This is a genomic window from Paenibacillus naphthalenovorans, assembly GCF_001465255.1.
GTDB lineage: Bacteria > Bacillota > Bacilli > Paenibacillales > NBRC-103111 > Paenibacillus_G > Paenibacillus_G naphthalenovorans.
The window spans coordinates 3110909-3130382 of sequence record NZ_CP013652.1; the positions used below are offsets into that span (position 1 = coordinate 3110909).

General features: G+C 54.3%; 21 protein-coding genes and 1 riboswitch. Of the genes, 2 read left to right on the top strand and 19 right to left on the bottom strand.

The annotated features are described in order from the left end of the window. Nucleotides 1–17 precede the first annotated feature (17 nt). The 17 genes from cobU to IJ22_RS15305 form a co-directional block, all read right to left on the bottom strand. Nucleotides 18–584, bottom strand: coding sequence for a bifunctional adenosylcobinamide kinase/adenosylcobinamide-phosphate guanylyltransferase (gene cobU / locus IJ22_RS15230; RefSeq protein ID WP_062409428.1), 567 nt, complete (start codon nucleotides 582–584; stop codon nucleotides 18–20). Further along, a complete protein-coding gene (gene cobT / locus IJ22_RS15235; RefSeq protein WP_062411010.1) occupies nucleotides 581–1660 on the bottom strand; it encodes a nicotinate-nucleotide--dimethylbenzimidazole phosphoribosyltransferase in 1080 nt (359 codons plus the stop codon). The genes cobU and cobT overlap by 4 nt, the downstream gene beginning before the upstream one ends. Continuing rightward, nucleotides 1660–2445: an ABC transporter ATP-binding protein gene (locus tag IJ22_RS15240; RefSeq protein WP_062409429.1), complete on the bottom strand. Its 786-nt coding sequence runs from the start codon at nucleotides 2443–2445 to the stop codon at nucleotides 1660–1662. Before IJ22_RS15240 ends, cobT begins: the two co-directional genes overlap by 1 nt. A gap of 15 nt (nucleotides 2446–2460) precedes the next feature. Continuing rightward, the gene (locus tag IJ22_RS15245) at nucleotides 2461–3498 is read right to left on the bottom strand and encodes a FecCD family ABC transporter permease (protein WP_062409430.1); all 1038 of its coding nucleotides are present in this window, start codon (nucleotides 3496–3498) and stop codon (nucleotides 2461–2463) included. Continuing rightward, on the bottom strand, nucleotides 3499–4521 hold the full coding sequence (locus tag IJ22_RS15250) for an ABC transporter substrate-binding protein (RefSeq protein WP_062409431.1): 1023 nt from the start codon (nucleotides 4519–4521) through the stop codon (nucleotides 3499–3501). A gap of 160 nt (nucleotides 4522–4681) precedes the next feature. Next, a riboswitch (cobalamin riboswitch) is annotated at nucleotides 4682–4889 on the bottom strand. A 25-nt stretch (nucleotides 4890–4914) separates the two neighbouring features. Then, the gene (locus IJ22_RS15255; RefSeq protein ID WP_062409432.1) at nucleotides 4915–5442 is read right to left on the bottom strand and encodes a hypothetical protein; all 528 of its coding nucleotides are present in this window, start codon (nucleotides 5440–5442) and stop codon (nucleotides 4915–4917) included. 220 nt (nucleotides 5443–5662) lie between these two features. After that, nucleotides 5663–5932 carry an aspartyl-phosphate phosphatase Spo0E family protein gene (locus IJ22_RS15260; protein ID WP_054818679.1) on the bottom strand — a complete coding sequence of 90 codons (270 nt, stop codon included), beginning with the start codon at nucleotides 5930–5932 and terminating at the stop codon, nucleotides 5663–5665. Nucleotides 5933–6056: 124 nt separating this feature from the next. After that, a complete protein-coding gene (locus IJ22_RS15265; protein WP_062409433.1) occupies nucleotides 6057–7262 on the bottom strand; it encodes an aminotransferase class I/II-fold pyridoxal phosphate-dependent enzyme in 1206 nt (401 codons plus the stop codon). Nucleotides 7263–7276: 14 nt separating this feature from the next. Continuing rightward, entirely contained in the window at nucleotides 7277–7768 is a 492-nt protein-coding gene (locus IJ22_RS15270; RefSeq protein WP_062409434.1) for an Lrp/AsnC family transcriptional regulator, read from the bottom strand. A gap of 262 nt (nucleotides 7769–8030) precedes the next feature. Continuing rightward, complete coding sequence (locus IJ22_RS15275; RefSeq protein ID WP_054818678.1) at nucleotides 8031–8318, bottom strand: GNAT family N-acetyltransferase; 288 nt, start codon at nucleotides 8316–8318, stop codon at nucleotides 8031–8033. A 185-nt stretch (nucleotides 8319–8503) separates the two neighbouring features. After that, nucleotides 8504–9430 carry a cysteine synthase A gene (gene cysK, locus IJ22_RS15280; protein WP_062409435.1) on the bottom strand — a complete coding sequence of 309 codons (927 nt, stop codon included), beginning with the start codon at nucleotides 9428–9430 and terminating at the stop codon, nucleotides 8504–8506. Between the two features lie 116 nt (nucleotides 9431–9546). After that, complete coding sequence (locus IJ22_RS15285) at nucleotides 9547–10869, bottom strand: MFS transporter (RefSeq protein WP_062409436.1); 1323 nt, start codon at nucleotides 10867–10869, stop codon at nucleotides 9547–9549. A 141-nt stretch (nucleotides 10870–11010) separates the two neighbouring features. Then, nucleotides 11011–11508: a hypothetical protein gene (locus IJ22_RS15290; protein WP_062409437.1), complete on the bottom strand. Its 498-nt coding sequence runs from the start codon at nucleotides 11506–11508 to the stop codon at nucleotides 11011–11013. 24 nt (nucleotides 11509–11532) lie between these two features. Next, nucleotides 11533–11658, bottom strand: coding sequence for a hypothetical protein (locus tag IJ22_RS27020; RefSeq protein ID WP_256380563.1), 126 nt, complete (start codon nucleotides 11656–11658; stop codon nucleotides 11533–11535). Next, nucleotides 11658–12077: a DUF350 domain-containing protein gene (locus tag IJ22_RS15295; RefSeq protein ID WP_062411011.1), complete on the bottom strand. Its 420-nt coding sequence runs from the start codon at nucleotides 12075–12077 to the stop codon at nucleotides 11658–11660. The genes IJ22_RS27020 and IJ22_RS15295 overlap by 1 nt, the downstream gene beginning before the upstream one ends. Before the next feature lie 99 nt (nucleotides 12078–12176). Continuing rightward, complete coding sequence (locus IJ22_RS15300) at nucleotides 12177–12857, bottom strand: PspA/IM30 family protein (RefSeq protein ID WP_054818675.1); 681 nt, start codon at nucleotides 12855–12857, stop codon at nucleotides 12177–12179. A 166-nt stretch (nucleotides 12858–13023) separates the two neighbouring features. Further along, nucleotides 13024–15402, bottom strand: a complete 2379-nt coding sequence (locus IJ22_RS15305; RefSeq protein ID WP_062409438.1) for an endonuclease MutS2 — start codon at nucleotides 15400–15402, stop codon at nucleotides 13024–13026. A gap of 196 nt (nucleotides 15403–15598) precedes the next feature. On the opposite strand from IJ22_RS15305, the gene IJ22_RS15310 reads away from it, so the two are divergent. Both IJ22_RS15310 and IJ22_RS15315 read left to right on the top strand, forming a co-directional pair. Then, a complete protein-coding gene (locus tag IJ22_RS15310) occupies nucleotides 15599–15964 on the top strand; it encodes a phage holin family protein (RefSeq protein ID WP_062409439.1) in 366 nt (121 codons plus the stop codon). A gap of 210 nt (nucleotides 15965–16174) precedes the next feature. Then, a complete protein-coding gene (locus tag IJ22_RS15315) occupies nucleotides 16175–16576 on the top strand; it encodes a cupredoxin domain-containing protein (RefSeq protein ID WP_062409440.1) in 402 nt (133 codons plus the stop codon). A 122-nt stretch (nucleotides 16577–16698) separates the two neighbouring features. Here the strand turns inward: IJ22_RS15315 and IJ22_RS15320 are convergent, their stop codons facing one another. Together IJ22_RS15320 and zapA are read right to left on the bottom strand one after the other, a co-directional pair. Further along, nucleotides 16699–17271 (bottom strand): CvpA family protein, encoded by a 573-nt coding sequence (locus tag IJ22_RS15320; RefSeq protein WP_062409441.1) that lies wholly within the window; start codon nucleotides 17269–17271, stop codon nucleotides 16699–16701. A 4-nt stretch (nucleotides 17272–17275) separates the two neighbouring features. Continuing rightward, nucleotides 17276–19414 carry a cell division protein ZapA gene (gene zapA / locus IJ22_RS15325; RefSeq protein ID WP_137671154.1) on the bottom strand — a complete coding sequence of 713 codons (2139 nt, stop codon included), beginning with the start codon at nucleotides 19412–19414 and terminating at the stop codon, nucleotides 17276–17278. Nucleotides 19415–19474 lie beyond the last annotated feature (60 nt).

The window sequence follows — 19474 nt, forward strand, 5'->3', positions numbered from 1 at the left end:
CGTTCCTCCGCACCGTACTAAAAGTGAAACGCCCGGCTTTTCAGTTCCACCGGAATTCCCGCCGTGACCAGAAACACTTGGTCGGCTATGCGGGCCAGCCGCTGATTCATTCGCCCGGACAGATCCCGAAACACCCGACCGAGCTTATATTCAGGCACCAGACCGCTGCCTACCTCATTGGTAACCAGAACGACCGGACGGTCGAGCGAACCGAATACCTCCGCCAGCTCGTCAATTTTGGCCTCAAGCCCGTCCAACCGCCCGGTCTCCGGCTCTTGTTCCAGCCTCAGCAGCCAATTGGACAGCCACAGCGTCAGGCAATCGACAAGCACGACGGGCGATTCCGCCCTAAGAAGCGCCCCGGCGAGATCATACGGCTCCTCCGCCGTAATCCACGGAAACCCTCGTTCATCCCGTTCCCGGCGGTGCATCGCGATGCGTTCCTTCATTTCATCGTCATAGGCTTGCGACGTGGCGATGTAAAGACCTTGTGCGCCAAGTGTTGCCGCATAGCTTTCCGCAAAAGAGCTCTTCCCGCTGCGGGCCCCGCCCGTTACAAGCACCTTCAGTCCCCGCCGGCTCATCCTTGCAGCTGCTCCGCAGGAAGCGCACCGGAAACACCCGCATTGGCGAAGGTCGCCATTTCTTTCATGATCTTGACCGCAGCCTCAATCAGCGGAAAAGCAAGGACGGCGCCCGTACCCTCGCCAAGCCGCATGTCCATCACAAGCATCGGTATCAGTCCGATTTCTTCGAGCAGACGCGCGTGTCCCTGTTCCTGCGAAAGGTGCGAGGCGATCATATACCGTACGCTGAGCGGTGCCAATCGGGCTGCGACCAAAGCGGCAGCCGAGGAGATGAACCCGTCGATGACGACCGGACAGCGGTGCTTGGCCGCCCCCAGGATGACGCCGGCCAAGCCGGCGATCTCAAGCCCCCCCACTTTGGACAGCACGTCCATCGGATCGGCCGCATCCGGACGATTGAGCTCGATCGCTTGGCGAATTACAGCCTGCTTGTGCCGCAGGCGCTCTTCGTCGATTCCGGTGCCTCGCCCTGCGGCTTCGGCCGCATCCGTACCCCCAAGTACGGTCAAGATGGCCGAGCTGGCCGTCGTGTTGCCGATGCCCATATCTCCGGTGGCGATCAAGCCGTAGCCATCCCGCACCAATTCAGCGGCTATCTCCGCACCGACCAGAACCGCTTCCTCCGCTTCCTCCCGCGTCATCGCGGGCCCCTTAGCCATATTGGCCGTGCCCATGCGAATTTTATGAGACCTCAGCCGTGAATCGGAAAGCTCCGCGTTCACACCAATATCGACACACAGAACGTCGGCTCCGGCGTGGCGCGAAAGCACGTTCACCGCCGCGCCCCCATTCAGAAAGTTAAGCACCATCTGCGGCGTGACTTCGGCCGGATAGGCGCTGACGCCTTCTTCGCATACGCCGTGATCCGCAGCCATGACGACGACCGCCTTTTTCCCCAGATCCGGTATCGGCTCCCCGCGGATTCCCGCAAGCTGCTTGGCCACCTCCTCCAGTCTGCCCAAGCTTCCCGGCGGCTTGGTCAGCTGATCGAGATGACGCGCCGCCTCCTCTATACTCCGTTTATCCAAAGGGGCGACACCCGCAATGATTTGTTCCAATCGGTTATTGCTCATCATCTTGTTCCCTTTCCCAGTAAGATTTGCGGAACACCGCTGTCCGGATGCGCAAGAATGTGAGGCCGCGTTCCGTACACCTGCTCCAGCAGATCGGCACGAAGCACCTCTTCAGCCGTACCGATTCCCGCCGTCGCTCCTTCATGCAGCAGAAGGAGACGGTCGCAGTATTGAGCGGCCAAATTCAGATCGTGCAGCACCGAAATGACCGTCATCCCCCATTCCTGCTGCCATTCGCGAACCATATCCATCATTTCAACCTGGTACCCGATATCCAGAAATGTTGTCGGTTCATCCAGCAGCAGCAGCTTGGGCTCTTGCGCCATTGCTTTCCCCAAGGCTACACGCTGACGTTCACCGCCGCTCAAATGATCGATGGTTCGCTCCCGCAGGGAGTCCAGCTTCAGCCAAGCGATAATCCGCTCTACCAGCGCAGCGGCATCCGCCGTTTCGTCTCCCAGCCAGTTTTGATACGGGTAGCGTCCCATTTCGATCACCTCCTGCACCGTGAAGCCGAGCGGCGGCAGCGCATCCTGCTCCAGCACCGCGATCTGCCGCGCCAAGGCTTTCCTTGAGCAGGATGCCACGGGCTTGCCATCCAGCCGCACATTTCCCGCAGTCGCCGGCTCCAGGCCGGTAATCAGATGAAGCAGCGTCGATTTCCCGCTTCCGTTGGGTCCCAGAATACCGAACCATTCACCGGGCTTCACCCGAAAGCGGACTCCCCGGAGCACCTCCCGCGCTCCGAATGCCTTGGACACCTCTTCCACATCTACTTGAATCATCGCGCCGGCCTCCTTTCACTCACGCACCATCCGTTTTTTCCGCCGCAGCAAATAAGCAAAAAACGGAGCCCCCATAAACGCCGTCACGACTCCGAGCGGAATCTCCGTCGGACTAAGCAACGTTCGGGCCAGCGTATCTGCGAGCAGCACATAAATCGCGCCGCCAATTAGAGACAGGGGGAGCAGCAAGCGGTAATCCGGTCCGATCATCAGCCGAAGCAAATGCGGCACCAGAAGCCCGACAAAAGCAATCACCCCCGACACGGATACGGCCGCCGCAGTGATCAAAGTAGACGCCATCAGGACAATCAGCTTGGTCCTCTCGATATGGACGCCTAGATGCGCCGCTTGCCGCTCCCCGAGCGCAAACAAATTCATCGACCGGCCGTAACAGAGCAGCACTGCGGAGCCTGCAGCCAAATACGGCAGCAGCACCAGCGAATAAGTCCAGCCCCGCAGCGCCAGGCTTCCCATCAGCCAGAAGATGATTTCGTTGATCACCTGATCCGACATCGCCACCATTAACGAGACGAAGGCGCCCAGGAACGCCTGCATTACGACACCCGACAGAATGACGGTTTCCTTACGCAGCTTGCCGTCGGTCCGTGCCAGCAAAAGCACCGTACAGAGCGATAGTACTCCGGTCAAGAACGCTACCGCCGGTACCGTCCACTCCCCAAAGAGCGTATACTGCAGACCGAACAAGATCAAAAAAGCCGCGCCCACCGATGCTCCGGACGAAACGCCCAGCGTGTACGGATCGGCAAGCGGATTGCGGAGTACGCCCTGAAAGGCCGCGCCGGCCAACCCCAGGGCGGCACCGACCAGAATGCCCAGCACTACCCTTGGCAGCCTGACCCTCCATACGATTTGTTCCGAAGCTTCGCTCCAATCCCCCTGGATTCGTTCACCGATCCAAGGCAGCTGATGAAGTACGATTCCCCAGACATGACCAAACGGAATTCGGACCGAACCGATCGATACTGCCGCAGAAACGGCGAATACAAGCAGGGCCAAGGCGGCTCCGCCCCAAATCCACAGCTTACGCTTCATCTATTTCACCAGTTCCGGGTATATTCCTTTGGCTACTTCCGTCAATGCCTGTGTAATCCGGGGACCCGGACGGCTCATAATGTCCTTGTCCAACCCGACCAACCGGTTCGACTTCACCGCTTCAATCCGGTCCCAGCCGCTGCGCTCGCGAATCAACTGATCCATCGGCTTATTGCTCTTCTCGTCGATGATCCCCGTCGGATAAAGAATAATCTGCGGATTGTCCGCGATCACCTTCTCCTCGCTAAGCTTTACGTAACCTTTCTCGCCGCCCGCCACATTGATTCCTCCGGCCAGGCTGATCAGCTCGTCAATATACTCGCCTTTACCGACCGTCCAGCCGGGGGAAAACTCGACAAATACCTTTTTCTTCTGCTCAGGCTTCAGATCCTTCACCGCATCCAGTACCTTTTGGCGTTCGGCCTTCATCGAATCGACCAGCTTCTCCGCCTGCTCCTGGCGGTCGAAGATTTGCCCCATGAGCAGAATATTGCTCATCACATCGTCTAACGTTTTGGGCTCGACCTTAAACAGATTCACCTTCAGTCCGCGAAGCTTCTCCACTACGGTCATATTCATGGATACCCCCGTCATGACCAAATCGGCGTTGGCCGCAACGAGCGCTTCCTCGTTCGGCTTGATGATGCTGCCGACTTTCGGCTTCGCCGCCGCTTCGGCTGGATAGTTGCAGAAATCCGATACGCCCACTACCTGATCTCCGAGCCCCAAAGCAAAGAGTGTTTCCGTTTCACTCGGTGAAGTGGAAACGATGCGCTCCGGAGCTTTCTCAAAAACAAATTCTTTACCCGTAGCGTCTTTGACGGTGAGCGGATACGTCGTCCGTTTGGCCGATGTGACCGACCCTTCCTGCCTGGCGTCGCCCGCCTTCGGCGATTCCGCCTGCTGACCTTGCCCCGGCGCTGGCGCAGCGCTTCCGCATCCTGCCAGCGTTCCCGCCAAAGCCAGGCTCAGAACGGCTGCAAGCAGCCTTTTTTTTATGCGAGTCGTCTTATCCCAATACATAGGTCCATCTCCTTATCATCATTCAAAAAACGAAAAGACCCCTGCTTTCGGATCGTCTCCAAAGCAGAGGCACACTCTGACAAACCTGGCGGCCGCAGTCGACATCAAGTCGATATGCCGCCGGCAGGCTGCGCGTCTGCCCCTTTTCCTCGAAAGGCTGCATCGAATGCATGTTCAGGCAGGTTTCCTGACTTACGGGCTGCTTCGCTGAGCCAGAGCTCTTCGCCTTCCCGTCTGCTCCAGACAGTGACTTCATGAAGAGCATTTACCCGTTTACAGTGGCGGGACCGCGCCGGATTCACACCGGCTTCCCTTTTAACCCGCAAGCGTTGATTGGCTGTGCGGGCACCTGAACCGCTATGTTGTTGTCCGCTGCATGACTGGCATGCACAATTATTTCTCGGCAATTATTTTCATGACCTGCTTCGCTTTCTCTTTGTCCGGCGCATTGGCCGGAATGAACGCGAACAGATTTTTGCCGTCGAATTCGAGCTCCGTAAACCATTTGGTTTGATCCATCGGGATGCCGTACAGATGCTTTTGCTTCTTGCCGTCTTCCGTAACTTCCAGAACGCCCTCAGGAAAATCCTCCGCTTTGGCCACATCGTCCAGCGGAACATAACCGCCCTGCTCGCCCATCGCTTTAAAATGATTCTCCGGAATCATCAGAATGCCGTTCTGACCGGCCGCTATTTCGACGATCAGCTTCTCCATTGAAAATATAGGCGCCGCCAATACTTGCACACTGGCCGATTCACCTATTTCACTTTGCAGCGAGGCTTGCAACTTTTCTCCCGCTTCATTCGGGATCCCGTTGGATCCTATCATGAAAATCGACACATCCGCCTTCGATCCTCCGCCGCAGCCTGCAGCAAGTACGAACATCATCAGCAGCAGGCAGAGCAGCCCATTCCTTCTCACGCCGGTTTCTCCCCTCGTGTTTTTCCCTCTCTACCCCGATTCTCCAACATATCCTTTATGATGTTAACATAAAAGACCTGCTCTTTCAAAGCTTTTAAGAATAAGGAGGAAGCACGAAAAACCTGGCTGCTGCGCTGAAATCATCCTTACAGCTGACCATTTGACGTTTTGGCACTCTGCTGCTCACTTACACTTCTTTCGATCTCATAAAAGAAGCCGGTCAAGACCGGCCCTTTTGATGAAGATTCATATATTCATTTATTTTGAGATCAAGCTCCATACTGATTTTCACTACTTCCGGTGATGTCAGGTCATTTCCGTTTTGTACAAGGCGCTCCAGTTCGCGTCTTAAAAGGTAAATATGATCTTCTAAAGATAAGGCAGACGAAGCACGTTTTCCTGTTCCAAAAATCCACTTGGCTTTCTGATCATTCTCGCGAATCCAGCCGTTATTCATGTATTGCCGAAGCTGATATTCCGGAAAAGCCATTCTTCATCCCTCCCGCTTCATATCTTTAGACCTATAAAGAAAAAGATTCATATTCTATGAAAATATGAATCTACATCTAATATACCAGTTTTTGGGGGGATTGAAAATGGATAATATTGTTTAATTAAAGCTTTTTGATGAAATTGCCTATTCGATCAATCGCTTCAATCAGCTGGTTAACCGAAGTCGCGTAAGAACAGCGGACAAATCCTTCTCCACCCTTGCCAAATACATTGCCGGGTACTGCTGCGACCTTCGCCTCACGAATCAAGCGCTCGGCAAATTCCTCGGAGCTTAGCCCCGTTGCCTGAATGGAAGGGAAGGCATAGAATGCGCCCTGAGGCTCATGACACTGCAGTCCGATGTCCCGGAAACCCTGTACGACAAGACGACGGCGCTGGTTGTAGGACTCTACCATGCGGTCTTTTTCCTCCATGCCGTGCTTGAGCGCCTCCAGGGCAGCAACCTGTCCCATGGACGGCGCACACATGACCGTGTACTGGTGGATTTTGAGCATGGCCGATATGAGGTCGGGATGCCCGCAAGCGTATCCCATCCGCCAACCGGTCATCGCAAACGCCTTGGAAAAGCCGCTCACAAGAATCGTCCGGTCGCGCATGCCCGGAATCGAAGCGAAGCTGACATGCTTTTGTTCATAGGTCAATTCCGCATAAATCTCGTCCGAGATAACGATCAGATCGTGCTCCTCAACGACTTTGGCAATCGGCAGCCAATCCTCATAGGTCATGATGCCCCCGGTCGGGTTGCTTGGATAGCACAGAATCAACACTTTGGAACGGGGCGTGATCGCCGCCTTGAGCGATTCCGCCGTCAGCTTGAAGCCGTCTTTGGCAAAAGTCTCGATGCCTACGGGAATGCCGCCGCCGATCCGGGTAATCGGGCTGTAAGAAATGTAGCAGGGCTCCGGAATAAGAATCTCATCGCCCGGGGTAACCAAGGCGCGCAGCGCCAGATCGATGGCTTCGCTTCCGCCAACGGTGACGATCACCTCTTCGGAAGGCTCATACGGGACGTGAAACGACTCGTACAAGTATTCGGCAATCGCTTCCCGCAGCTCAGGCAGCCCGGAGTTGGGCGTATACTTGGTATTTCCGCGTTCAAGCGAATAAACGCACGCTTCTCTGACATGCCACGGGGTGCTAAAGTCAGGTTCCCCTACTCCAAGGGATATAATATCCTTGCTGCCGCTCACCAGATCAAAAAACTTACGGATGCCTGATGGCGGAATTTCACGCACGAGCGGAGCCAGATAGCCGCTCATCGACTTCGTCTGCAGCGGTTGCTGTTGGGCCTGTTTATGCTCTATCATCTTCTCAGCGTCCTTTACGGTGAGATCAAGAGGCGGCGATCATCTTCATGATCTTCGAAGGTAATCCCGTCCTGCTTGTACTTTTTCAATATAAAATGCGTCTTCGTCGACAATACCCGATCAATCGGGGAAAGCTTATTGGAAACGAACGACGCCACCTCTTTGAGCGTTTTGCCTTCGATCTCCACGAGCAGATCATATGCGCCCGACATCAAATAGACCGATTTCACTTCAGGATATAAGTAAATGCGTTCGGCAATCGCGTCAAAGCCGCGTCCGCGTTCCGGCGTAATTTGCACTTCAATGAGGGCAGTGACTTTCTCGCTGTCCACTTTGGCCCAATTAACGACCGTAGCGTATTTTACGATCACATTCGCCTCTTCCAGCTCTTGAATCGCCTCCGCCACTTCCGCCTCGGAAGCCCCGAGCATGGTTGCGATCAAGGCCGGCGTGCGGCGTGCATCTTCTTTGAGCAGCTCAATGATTTTCATTTTGAATTGTTCCATGGATGCGCCCTCCTACAAAGCTTAAAATGACAGAAAAGAAGTTCGATGAAAATCAAACCTTTCTGTATCCATAAAATTCCGGCTTTACCATGGTATCCATTCTTCGGCTGGCTTCGACCGGAAGCTTTTATTATTACTACATATTACACCTATCGCCCGTCATTTGGCAAAGCAAAATTACAAAGAGCATGACATGCAGCCGGAAATGGACGACAAAAAACCCCCACAGTAATGGAGGCTGATCATCGACTTATGAAGCAGACTAGCTATGGCAGAAGCTGTGAGCTGTAAGAAGTTTACGCATATATCCTTCAATTTCCCGCCCTTGGTACCCGGGAAGCACTGTAATTTCAATCCTGCTCTGATCGGCATCCACGAGACGACCCAGTCCGACAAGCCGTCCTTGATCGTAAGCGGCTATAACACGATCACTATGAGAGTACGATTCGTATGAAAATTCTCCGCTCTGGCCAGAATGTGCGGAAACGGAATCGATCAACTGCTGAAACTGCGCCTCGCCCGGAAGCTCATTATGCAGTGCGATTTTCATGAAAGGTTCCCCTCTCCAGTAAGATGTTCAAAAATCAGAAGGACCGGTTTCCCGCTCCCTTGTTTATTATTATACATAATAATGAATATTTATGCAACCTTTTTCCGCACACTTTCTCTATACAAAAAAAGCGGCGGGAGCTGTCCGCCCTGGACTGTCCCGCCGCTTCCCCTATGCCGCTGCCATCAAAATATGTCCATGCTCAAATACCGTTCTCCCGTATCCGGCGCAATGCACAGCACACGTTTGCCGCGGCCAAGCTTGCGAGCTACCTGCAGACCGGTCCATACCGCCGCTCCCGCAGACGGGCCGACCAGGATACCTTCAAGCCTCGCCAAGTCACGCGTCGTTTGCAGTGCGTCCTCGTCAGCGACCTGCACGATCTCATCGTAAACATCCGTGTTCAGAATCGAAGGCACAAAGCCCGGGCTGGTGCCGACCAGCTTATGGGGCCCGGGCTGTCCGCCCGACAGAACCGGCGATCCTTTAGGCTCAACGACATAAATACTGATCCCCGGAAGCTTCTCACGGAGCACTTCCCCGGTACCGGTAATCGTCCCTCCGGTGCCCGAGGTGGCGATAAAGGCGTCCAGCCGCCCATCCATCTGCTCAATGATCTCCAGAGCCGTCGTTACTCTGTGAATATCCGGATTCGCCTTATTCTCAAACTGCTGGGGAATAAAGCTGTTCGGTATTTGCTCCTGCAGCTCAAGAGCCTTCTTGATGGCGCCCGGCATGCGTTCCGCAGCGGGAGTAAGTACGACTTCCGCTCCGTAAGCCTTCAGCAGATTGATCCGCTCCTTGGTCATATTGTCCGGCATAACCAAAATCGCTTTATACCCTTTTGCCGCCGCGTTCATCGCCAGCCCGATTCCGGTATTTCCGCTTGTCGGCTCGATGATCGTAGCGCCTGGACGAATCCAGCCATCCTTTTCCGCCTGAGCGATCAGATTGAACGCCGCACGATCCTTGACACTTCCGCTCGGATTGAAATATTCAAGCTTCACGTAAAGCTCCGCATCATCCTGGCCTACGAGACGGTTGACCCGGACGGCCGGCGTATCCCCGATCAGCTCTGTGATGCTGTTTACCATCTTTTTACTTGAACCCATGCTGCAGCCTCCCTTAACGTACAGAAACCTCCAGCTTCCGTACTACCAATCCTCTGTCCCCTTATTTTAGCGGGAGGGAATGTTTTGTCAAGCTGGCACGCGCTTACAACCATGCCTTAAGCTTTATCTGCCTTCAATTTACGCATCCAATACCAAGCCGCGATCGGCGAGCTGCCAATGGCGAGCAGCAGCCAGTTCATGGCTGCCGGGGACCGGGTCAGGGATACCACCGTAATGAATACCGCCGTACCAAGAAGACGTCCCGCATTGAGCGCAAGCTCCCTCATCACGATATATTCCTCCCGGCGCTTCACACTTTCTTCATCGCCTCCGATCAGATCAAAAACGATCGATGTCATGGGTATGGCATATAGCGGGTAGAATACGGCCGCTCCAATACCGAACATCAGGAGCGTAACAAAATCAACCTTCCAGAAAAAAGGAAAAATAATCAGCACCAGCATAACCGCCCCGATCAGTAAAGCTTTAGGCCGGTATTCCGGACGCAGCCATCGGCCCGCAAGCATAAAACTGATCAACGCCGCGGCCGAGGTCAGAAGCGAAAAATTGCCCAGCTTCATCTCGCTGCCGGTATGGACGAAAACAAGCAGGGCGATGAAAAAGCCGAACACGCCCTCCCGTACGCCTTGCGCCATCAAAGCCAGACCGACCTTGCGCCATGCCGTATCCTTTTGCCGTAAACATCGCCAGGTCAGGAACCACTCATAATTTCCCGAGGTTTTTCGTTTTTTCAGGAAAAAACTGACGATCACGCCGATGCAAAATACGATAAGGGACAATGTAAAAATAAGGCGGTACCCGTTGGTCTCCTGCATGCGGACAATAAGAAACCCCGATATCCAGGGGGCGATCATCCCCGCTCCTGATCCGAGCAGTCCTGCTGCACCGTTAAACCGGTCGCGGTTGTCCGGATCCGTCACCTCAAAATAAACGACATTAAAAGCCAACCAGAACAAACCGGATGACAGTCCCTGGACAGCCCCAAGGAGCACATAATAATCCGCCGACTGCTCGCCAAACCACAGCACAAGCAAATAAAACAGCGCGGCAACCGCCACTCCCGTTCGCAAACAGTTCATTTTATTATGTTCTTTCACCCATTTGCCAGCCAGCCAGAACGTCAAAGCCATCGAGAGGTGATGTACTAATGTAAACCAACCAATGACCGAAAAATCGTGCTTAGCCTTCCAGAGATATACATTCACGAAGACCCCGGATAAAGCGTTGGCGGCGGCAAATAATCCGTTGACTGTCAGCAGCAGCCGCGATTGTCCCGTTAACGGAGCGCTTTTCCCCGATCCCTCACGGCCCCCGCCTCCCGGGACTTCCCTGCGGACCTGCCGCCACTCATGACCTGCTCCGCTTTTGCTGCTTTTACGAGTCCAATGGTCTGGAAAATGTTTAGTTCCGGTATGCATTCGCTCACCTAATCCCATGTAATGTCTTAGTTAAGCTTCCCAAAAAGACAAAAAACATGAGCGATGCCGGCAATATGACAAACCTTTGAATCCCCGGTTAAAGAGAAAGCGGGGAAAGGCGCGAACGCCTCCCCCCACGATTTATGACGATGATTTGCCGTTTGAACGGAGCAGCTCGATCATGGCAAGCCGATCCTCCTCGGCCAAGGAATACTCTACCTTGAAGCAGGAAGGACAAACATAAACCTGTGACGAAAAAGACGCTTTGAGCAGGGGCTGCTTCAAGTTCCCGTGCACAAACGGCGCGAACCCTTGTGATCCGTTTTGCGTTCCGGCATACAGCATCAAGCTGTGGCATGCCGCGCATTCGGGAGCATCCTCCTGACTGTCCAGCACCCGCTGCACACCCTCTTCATACTCATCTATCAGCTCCAGGTCTTCGTCGGACAGATCGTAATCGTCCTCTTCTTCGTCATCGTACGTGATCTGCTGATCCGACGGCTTGACGGTAATATTTATACTCCGGTAATCTCCCAGCTCGTTGAAGCAGTGCGGACACGTTTCTTCCGGGCCGATCTCCGGATCCCAGACAATTTCGGTGTGGCACCAAGGGCATAGAGAGTCATAGGATTGCGGCAAACAATATTCCTCCCTTTATTCAACTCATGCATGATTAATAAAATAGTAAACGCCCGCGCCCAAAAACACAAGCGCAAGCGCCAACAAGGTGCCCCATAAATATTTCACAGGACGTTCCTCCTTCAAATCGAACAACGATCCGGATTCCATCAGGTGACGCTGGCGCCTACAACGTAAGAAAGCGATATCGAAATAATCATGGATAAAAAGCCGACCGCCCGGTTATCCTGCTGGATCTGTTCGTCAATTTTGAAATACGGTGTCAAAAACTCAAATATAAAGTAAGCGATCAGCAGCAGCAGGAATCCGAAGCCGGCCCAGATCAGCGAGTGCCAGATCGTGTCATTATTGAGAATGGAAAAACGAAATATATTACAAATCCCGAAAATTTTGCCGCCGGTCGCCATCGCTACGGAAAGATTGCCCTTCTTGATTTCGTCCCAATCCTTGTACTTCGTTACAAGTTCAAACAATGCCAGAAAAACGATTAATGCCAGCACGGCGACAGAAAAAAATGCCAACGTTTCCATGTATGGATTTGCTATCATGCGTCCCACCTCTTCATTCATCATGGTCGATTCTCCCCGCCTTTTCCTTGAAGCGCAAAGACAACAATCGAAGAGACTGAAAGTGCCATCCTTTCAGTCTCCGCTTTGCTTGTGAATCTTTTACTCCGCTTGCTTTCTCGCTGCGAGTTTCGCCTTCAACGCGGCCAATTCATCGTCTACACCGTCATTTTTGCCGAGAGCGGCTAATTCGTCGTCCAGGCTTTTCCCTCTGGAGTTCAGCTCACCGCTGGCCTCCGCTTCCGCTTCCAGCTGGAGCACCTTTTCGCTCATCCGGTCGAATCCCTTGGCGGCGTTGTCTGTGCCGAATCCGGACATCGCCTGGTTGATCTGCTTCTGCGCTTTGGCAGCTTCAGCACGGGCTACAAGAATATCCTTCTTGTTCTTCATCTTGGCGAATTCATCCTTCATTTCGGCAAGCTGGCTGCGCAGGCGGTCGGCATTAGCCTTGGCCGTTTCGAACTGCCCCTTCATCTCATCATGGCGCTGCTGGTGCTCTTTCTTATCCTGAAGCGCGCGGCGGGCAAGATCTTCATTCCCCGCTTCCAGAGCCTTGAGCGCTTGTTCTTCCCGCTTCTGAACCATTTCAAGCGCTTCTTCATATTGCTGCTTGAATTTCTTCTCAATGGCAATTTGCTTCGCAACGGCAACTTCGGCCTCACGAATATCCTCTTCCATATCGCGCAAAAATTGGTTGAGCATTTTTACCGGGTCTTCCGCCTTGTCGAGCAAATCGTTGATCGAAGCCATCGTCAAATCGCGCAGTCTCTTAAAAATCCCCATATCGGAGCCCTCCTGAAATATGAAATGGTTATGTTTTTAGCCTGCAGAGCTTGTGGAACATCGATGCTTTACTCTTATATACGACAATCTTCTCACGGAGTTTCAAAAGTAAAGAAAAATTCAGAATCAGTTCCCGGGCCGGGAAAACGGATGGTTGCAGCTGGTATTATTTCAGCTCCGCGACCGTCACCCCGGCGCCCCCTTCATTATACGCACCCATCCGGAAGCTTTTCACATGCTTGTGCTTGCGCAAAAATTCCTGAATCCCCGACCGCAGAACGCCGGTTCCCTTACCGTGAATAATATACACTTGTCCGAAATTGGCCAGATAGGATTCATCCAGAAACCGGTCCACCTCAATGATCGCTTCCTCGACATTTGCCCCCCGCAAATCAAGCTCCATCTTTGCGTTATCCTCCCTGGTCCGCTTCAGGCTTGAAGTTGCCTTCGGAGGCGTTTTCGTCTGTGAGGAAGCCTTTTTCACAAGCTGCAGATCGTCCTGCTTCACCTTCATTTTGAGGATACCCAGCTGCACATTCGCTTCCTGAGCGTTCACGATGTCCACCACATGCCCTCTTTGACCAAGGCTTGTGACGATGACTTCGTCTCCCGGTCCGATCGCCTCCGGCTTTTTCTTCGGAGCCTTGGACGCCTTCTTCAGCTCCGGCGCAGCATTGTTCAGCCGGCTCTTGAGCTCGCTCAGCTTATGGTCCTTTACGCCGCTTCCTTCTTCCCGCTGCAGTCTGCGCAGCTCCTTGATGACCTCATCGGCCTCGCGCCGGGCTTTAGCCACCGCCTCGCGCGCCTCAAGCTCGGCCCGCTCGAGCAGCTTGTCGCGCTGCTCCTCGAAGCGCCGTCGCTCGCTCGCCAGCTGCTCTTTGAGCGCTTCGACCTCGAGGCGAAGCTGCTCCGCCGTGGTACGCTCCGCCTCCGCCTTCAGCCGGTTCTCTTCGAGCGTCGCAATCATCGACTCGACGCGCTGATCCTCCTCGCCGACCTGCCCCCGGGCATGATCGATGATCGGCTTGGCCAGACCGAGCCGCTCGGCGATGGCAAAAGCGTTGCTTCGCCCCGGCACACCCACCAAAAGCCGGTAAGTCGGCTTCAACGTTTGGACATCGAACTCCATGCTGGCATTGATGACGCCCTGGCGATCGAAGGCGTATGCCTTTAACTCGCTGTAATGCGTCGTGGCTACGATGCGGCAGCCCATCCGGTGAATATAATCCAGAATGGATATCGCAAGCGCCGAGCCTTCGGCCGGATCCGTACCCGCTCCAAGCTCATCAAGCAACACCAGGCTCTTGGGCGTCATTTCCTTCAAGATGCGAATGATATTGGTCATATGACTGGAGAACGTACTTAAGTTTTGCTCGATGCTTTGCTCATCCCCGATATCCGCATAAATCGCATCAAAGACGCAAAGCTGGCTGCCCTCCTCGGCGGGCACGAACAATCCGGCCATGGCCATGAGCGACAGAAGGCCGATCGTCTTGAGCGAGACAGTCTTGCCCCCTGTGTTCGGGCCCGTAACGATGATGGCCGAATAGCGGTTGCCCAGCTCCACATCGATCGGTACGACGCTGTCCGGTGAAATCAGCGGATGCCGGCCGCGCTTCAGCTTGATGAACCCGCGGTCGTTCAAGATCGGCAGCGTCGCTTTCATCTCACGGGCAAGCCCGGCTTTGGCAAAGATGAAATCCAGCTCCGCCAATGCCTCCACATTCACCAAAAGCGGATCAGCCGCTTCTGCGACAAGCGCGGAGAGCATGCGCAAAATTTTCTCAATCTCCGCTTCTTCCTTAAGCTTCAGCTCCCGAACGCGATTGTTCATCTGTACCACAACTTCAGGCTCGATAAATAGCGTTGCTCCCGATGCGGATTGATCGTGAATCATTCCGCCGAAGTGGCCGCGGTATTCCTGTTTTACCGGAATGACGTAGCGGTCGTTACGCATCGTTACCAGATTTTCCTGGAGCATCTTCTGGATCGACGGCGTCCGTATCATCTGCTCAAGACGCTCTCGGGCTTTCGATTCGCTGCCGCGCAGCTCTTGACGTATCCTTGCAAGCTCGGGAGTAGCGGAATCGGCCACATTCGCATTTTCATCGATGCACGCCCGGATCCGGTCCTCTATCGCTTTATGATCGGTCATCGGCTCCGTCAGTTCGATCAGCAGCGGTATCGGATAATCCTCATGCAGGGCTTCCAGAAACTTCTTCAGCCGTCTGCCGCCCTGGGATGTCAGCAGGATATCCAACAGCTCCGCCGGATTCAGCATACCGCCGATCCGGGCGCGGTGAACCGCTGCGCGAATATCGCGTATACCGCCAAATGGAGCCCCGCCCTTAAGGCGTTCCACATTCACGGCTTCATCGGTAGCCTGCAGCCTGCGTTTCACCTCGGAAAATACACCGCTCGGCTCAAGCGAAAGGACGCGTTCCTGCCCCATAGATGTGGAAGCGTGCTGCGAACAACGCTGAAGCACGGCGTGAAAATCGAGGGTGGACAATATTTTTTGATTGTATGATGAATTTGTTTTCATTGGAATTGGTTATAAACCTGCCTTTCTTGAGAACCGAAAAAGCTATTCGCTATACTATTATATCCAAGTCGGAGCCGTTAAGCTATGGATACCCTAAGGATTGCCACTTATAAAGCGTTTTGTCCGCGGTAAAGCTAATTTCAAGCCCGCGAAGCTCAAGCGTCGCGACTAACGTATTTTAAGGAGGAATCTGCAGATGCATTTGCTTGGCCATCTCGTCAGATTTGTCGTTTCCGCCATCATGCTGCTGGTGGTAAGCTGGATTGTTCCCGGATTTTCCGTTGGGGGATTCTGGAGTGCCTTCTTTCTGGCACTGGTAATCGCCATTGCGGCGTGGATCATCGAAGGAGTTTTCGGCAGAAAAATTACGCCATTTGGACGGGGGATCGTAGGCTTCGTTACGAGCGCCCTTATCATCTGGCTGGCGCAGTTTATCGTAACCGGAGTATCGACCAGCATCATCGGCGCCATTTTGGCCGCCTTGGTGATCGGGATCATCGATTTGTTTATTCCGGTCAAGACTCCCTTTGAACACGCATCGAAACGCGAAGGCGCCAAGTAACAAAGGAACTGTCCCGGTCATGGGGCAGTTCTTTTCTTTTTGCAGCACATACAGGATTAACCGGATACCGTTTTTGTTTTGATGCACACGGGTTTCGGTCACGATCTTTTCACATGTCTGTCACGACCCTGACACAGCCAAACGAAGCCGATATTGGTAATATATATACATGAACAATTCTTTAATCAACCGGGTGGGGGGAATGATCATATGAAAAAGTGGATGATCAGTATTGTGGCTGTCGGCCTTATAATTGCACTGTCCGCCTGCGGTACAAAACCGCAAGCGTCGCAGCCTGCTGCCAATGAAAACACAGCAGGAGGAGCGGCAGGAAGCTCCGCATCGTCCCAGGAAGTCAAGCTGATTGCCACCAATTTTGCTTTTGACCAAAAAGAATATAAGGTGAAAAAAGGACAAGAAGTTACCTTTACGCTGGAAAACAAAGAAGGGCTTCACGGGATCGCCATTAACGGACTGAAAGTGAATCTGGACAATAATAAAAAATCGGCGACGGTGATCGTCGACAAAGAAGGCTCTTATGATATCATTTGCTCCATTCCATGCGGCTCCGGCCATATGGCTATGAGAGCCAAGCTAATCGTTGAAGCATAAACTCATATACAAGCAGCCTCATCCCGTACGGCAATGGCGGGTGGGGCTGTTTTTTTCGTATTCGGTTATCGTGTGCCTTAGAGCCGAAACTTATTTTCCGATTAACGACAGCATCGATCAAATCAACCGGACTGTCCGGCCGCCTGATCCCCATCCGCCCGGCTCTTCCACAGCTCCTGAAGCTTCTCCGTGATGACCGGTGTCCGCTCCAGGATATAAGGAGCCAAAGCGGATTGCTTCAACAGCCGCTGAGACGTGTCGTTGGGAAGCACGGTCATGATGTGGACGGCAATTACGGCAATCAACGCAGCTTCAATAAAGCCTAATGTCGCACCGCTAAACTGGTTAATTTGCTTGAGTCCCGGTGCCGCCGTCAACAGGTTTAACAGACGTCCGGCCATGCTGAAAGCGAATTTGGCGCCAAACAGCAGGAAAGCGAAAGCAAGCGCATTGTACACGTAAGTATCCAGATGCAGCTCTTGTGTGAGGAACGCATCATTTGAGTAAGTTTCATGTCCCGAATATCCGAGCATTCCTTGAAACCATGGCGCTGCATCATCGTAGAATGCAAATGCAATCAGGTAAGCCGCGAACAAGCCGGCGATCGAGAGGAGCTGGGCAATGAACCCACGTGAATAGCCGAGCACGATCCCGACAGCCAAGATCACCAGTACTCCCCAATCCAATCCGTTCATTCTTCTATTCCTTCTCCACGAGCTCAATCCACTCGTTATATTCGATTTGCAGCTTTTCGTATTCGGATCTCAAGGTCTCCAGTTCCTGATATACCTGTTCCGCCTTCTCCAGCTGCTGTCCGTATTCGGCCTGCAGCGCTTTATGCTGCTGCACCTGTGCGTTCAACTGTTCCTGCAGCTCATTATACAGCTCTATCTGCAGCTCAAGCTCTTCCTGCTGCTCCGTCAAATCACGCCCCAGCTTCTTTGCCAGTTCGGCTTGCGCCTCCAGCTCAACAATGCGGGCTTCCTGTGCGGCAAGCCGCTGCTGGAGCACATCCCGCTCGCTCTGCGCGGAGATCTGCCGTTCTTCGAGCGCAGCGCACTGTTCTACCAGCGCCCTGCTAAGCTCTTCTGCCGCCTCGCGTTCGCGGCGCAGCTCGGCTAATTCGCTTTCGCGTTCAGCCAGCTTGCTTTCCAGTTCCGCCCTATACGCTTCATGCCTTTCCGCCGTTTGCCGAGCCTGCGCTTCCTGGGAAACGACGCGCTTCTGAAGCTCGTCATACTGTCCCTGCAGTTCGTCATACAGTTCCTGCTGCAGTTCAAGCTCTTCCTGCTGCTCATGAACCTTGGCGCGAAGCTCGTCGGCATAAGCCGCCTGCGACTCGCTGCGCTGCTGCCACTGGCTGCTGCTTTCCTGCAGCTGCAGATTGTACGCCTGCTGCTGCGCGAGCTGCCGTTCCAGCTCCGCCCGGCGCGCCTCCAACCCGTCGGCTGTCTGCTTCCACTCCGCTTCGCGCTCGGACAGCTTCCGCTCGAGCTCCGCCAGAGCTGCTTCCTGCTCCGCAGCTTCCTCGCGGGCGCGATTGCGCACGGCCGCCAGCTCCCCGGCGTGCCGCTTCTCTTGATCCGCCAGCTGCCGCTGCAGCTCTGCTTCGCGCAAACTGCTTTGATCCCGCAGTCCTTCAAGCTCTGTTTCCAGCTCACGGTAAAGTTCCTCCTGCAGCCCGAGCTCTTCCTGCTTCTCATGATGCTCGCGACGCAGCGCCTCGAGCTCCGATTGCAGCTTGTCATTAAGCTGCTGCAGTTCCCGGCCTTTCTCCAGCTGTTCGCCCAGCTGCATCTGCAGCCGCCGCTTTTGCTCCAACTGCTCTGCCAGCTCCGCTTCACGCTGCTGCGCCTGCACACGCTCTTCCGCTGCCTGCTGCTGCAGTTCGTTGTAGAGCGTTACCTGCAGCTCAATCTCCTGCTCCCGCTTGGCAACCTGCTCCTGGAGCAGGTCCAGCTGATCGCTGAGCTCTGCATACTGCCGCTCCCACGTCGCAAGCTGCTCAACCAGCTTGTCCCGCTCGGCCTGTACGGTCTGCAAACGCTGCTCCAGCTCACGGACGCAAGCCTCCTGTGCAGAGAGGCGCTGTCCCGTTTGCTTTGCCGCCTCCGCCTGCTTGACGAGCTGCGCTTCCAGCGAAGCCGCACGGCCTTGCAGGCCGTCTTTCTCTTTCTCCAGCTCAGATATACGCCGCTCCAGTCCCTGCTTCGCCTGCTCCAGTTCCCGCAGCTGCTTTTCGCGGCGCTCCGCTTCCTGCGCATCCGAATGAACACGCTCTTCAAGCTCCCACGTACGCCCGACTGCTTCCGTCAGCTGCCGTTCCAGCTCTCCGGTCAGCTCCAATTGACCGTCCAGCCGCTCCCGTACCTCCGCCAGTTCCGTTTCCAGCTTCTTCCGCAGGTCCTCCAGCTGATTCAGCTCCGCACGAAGTGCAGCCGACTCCAGCTCGGCTTGCTCGAATGCGGATTGCTGCGCATCCCGCTCCGCCGTTACGGCGGCCAACCGCTCGTTTACGGCAGACAGTTCCTCCTGCTGCTGCGCATGAATCCCACGGAGCTCCGCCAGATCATCCTGCGCTTTTTCAAGCTGCCGCACCTTGGCGAGCGTGCTTTCCAGCTCCTTCTGTATGCGTGTCCATTCATCCGCCATGTTCACCGCCGCCAGCACGGCGATTTTGGGCAAATCCAGCCGGGGACTGCTTTCGGCAATTCGATGCATTTGATCATTGACGAGCGCCGCAACGCTCTTTATATAAGAAGGACTCGACCTTGAAATCAGCTTATATTGAGTGCCATAGATGTCTACGGTCATCCGGACTTTATCTTCACCGCTCACGAAACGCTGCTCCCCTTTCCAGAACAAACAAAAAAATTCTCCGTATCCTAGAAACATTCG

Excerpts from the sequence above, each read along its gene's own strand:
- cysK (WP_062409435.1), bottom strand. The coding sequence starts at position 9,430 with ATGGGTTCAAGTAAAAAGATGGTAAACAGCATCACAGAGCTGATCGGG.
- IJ22_RS15320 (WP_062409441.1), bottom strand. The coding sequence starts at position 17,271 with ATGAACGGATTGGATTGGGGAGTACTGGTGATCTTGGCTGTCGGGATC.
- IJ22_RS15295 (WP_062411011.1), bottom strand. The coding sequence starts at position 12,077 with ATGAATGAAGAGGTGGGACGCATGATAGCAAATCCATACATGGAAACG.
- IJ22_RS15270 (WP_062409434.1), bottom strand. The coding sequence starts at position 7,768 with ATGGAACAATTCAAAATGAAAATCATTGAGCTGCTCAAAGAAGATGCA.
- cobU (WP_062409428.1), bottom strand. The coding sequence starts at position 584 with ATGAGCCGGCGGGGACTGAAGGTGCTTGTAACGGGCGGGGCCCGCAGC.
- IJ22_RS15300 (WP_054818675.1), bottom strand. The coding sequence starts at position 12,857 with ATGGGGATTTTTAAGAGACTGCGCGATTTGACGATGGCTTCGATCAAC.
- IJ22_RS15265 (WP_062409433.1), bottom strand. The coding sequence starts at position 7,262 with ATGATAGAGCATAAACAGGCCCAACAGCAACCGCTGCAGACGAAGTCG.
- IJ22_RS15315 (WP_062409440.1), top strand. The coding sequence starts at position 16,175 with ATGAAAAAGTGGATGATCAGTATTGTGGCTGTCGGCCTTATAATTGCA.
- IJ22_RS27020 (WP_256380563.1), bottom strand. The coding sequence starts at position 11,658 with ATGGAATCCGGATCGTTGTTCGATTTGAAGGAGGAACGTCCTGTGAAA.
- IJ22_RS15240 (WP_062409429.1), bottom strand. The coding sequence starts at position 2,445 with ATGATTCAAGTAGATGTGGAAGAGGTGTCCAAGGCATTCGGAGCGCGG.
- IJ22_RS15250 (WP_062409431.1), bottom strand. The coding sequence starts at position 4,521 with ATGTATTGGGATAAGACGACTCGCATAAAAAAAAGGCTGCTTGCAGCC.
- IJ22_RS15245 (WP_062409430.1), bottom strand. The coding sequence starts at position 3,498 with ATGAAGCGTAAGCTGTGGATTTGGGGCGGAGCCGCCTTGGCCCTGCTT.
- IJ22_RS15305 (WP_062409438.1), bottom strand. The coding sequence starts at position 15,402 with ATGAAAACAAATTCATCATACAATCAAAAAATATTGTCCACCCTCGAT.
- IJ22_RS15275 (WP_054818678.1), bottom strand. The coding sequence starts at position 8,318 with ATGAAAATCGCACTGCATAATGAGCTTCCGGGCGAGGCGCAGTTTCAG.
- IJ22_RS15260 (WP_054818679.1), bottom strand. The coding sequence starts at position 5,932 with ATGGCTTTTCCGGAATATCAGCTTCGGCAATACATGAATAACGGCTGG.
- IJ22_RS15310 (WP_062409439.1), top strand. The coding sequence starts at position 15,599 with ATGCATTTGCTTGGCCATCTCGTCAGATTTGTCGTTTCCGCCATCATG.
- IJ22_RS15285 (WP_062409436.1), bottom strand. The coding sequence starts at position 10,869 with ATGCATACCGGAACTAAACATTTTCCAGACCATTGGACTCGTAAAAGC.
- cobT (WP_062411010.1), bottom strand. The coding sequence starts at position 1,660 with ATGAGCAATAACCGATTGGAACAAATCATTGCGGGTGTCGCCCCTTTG.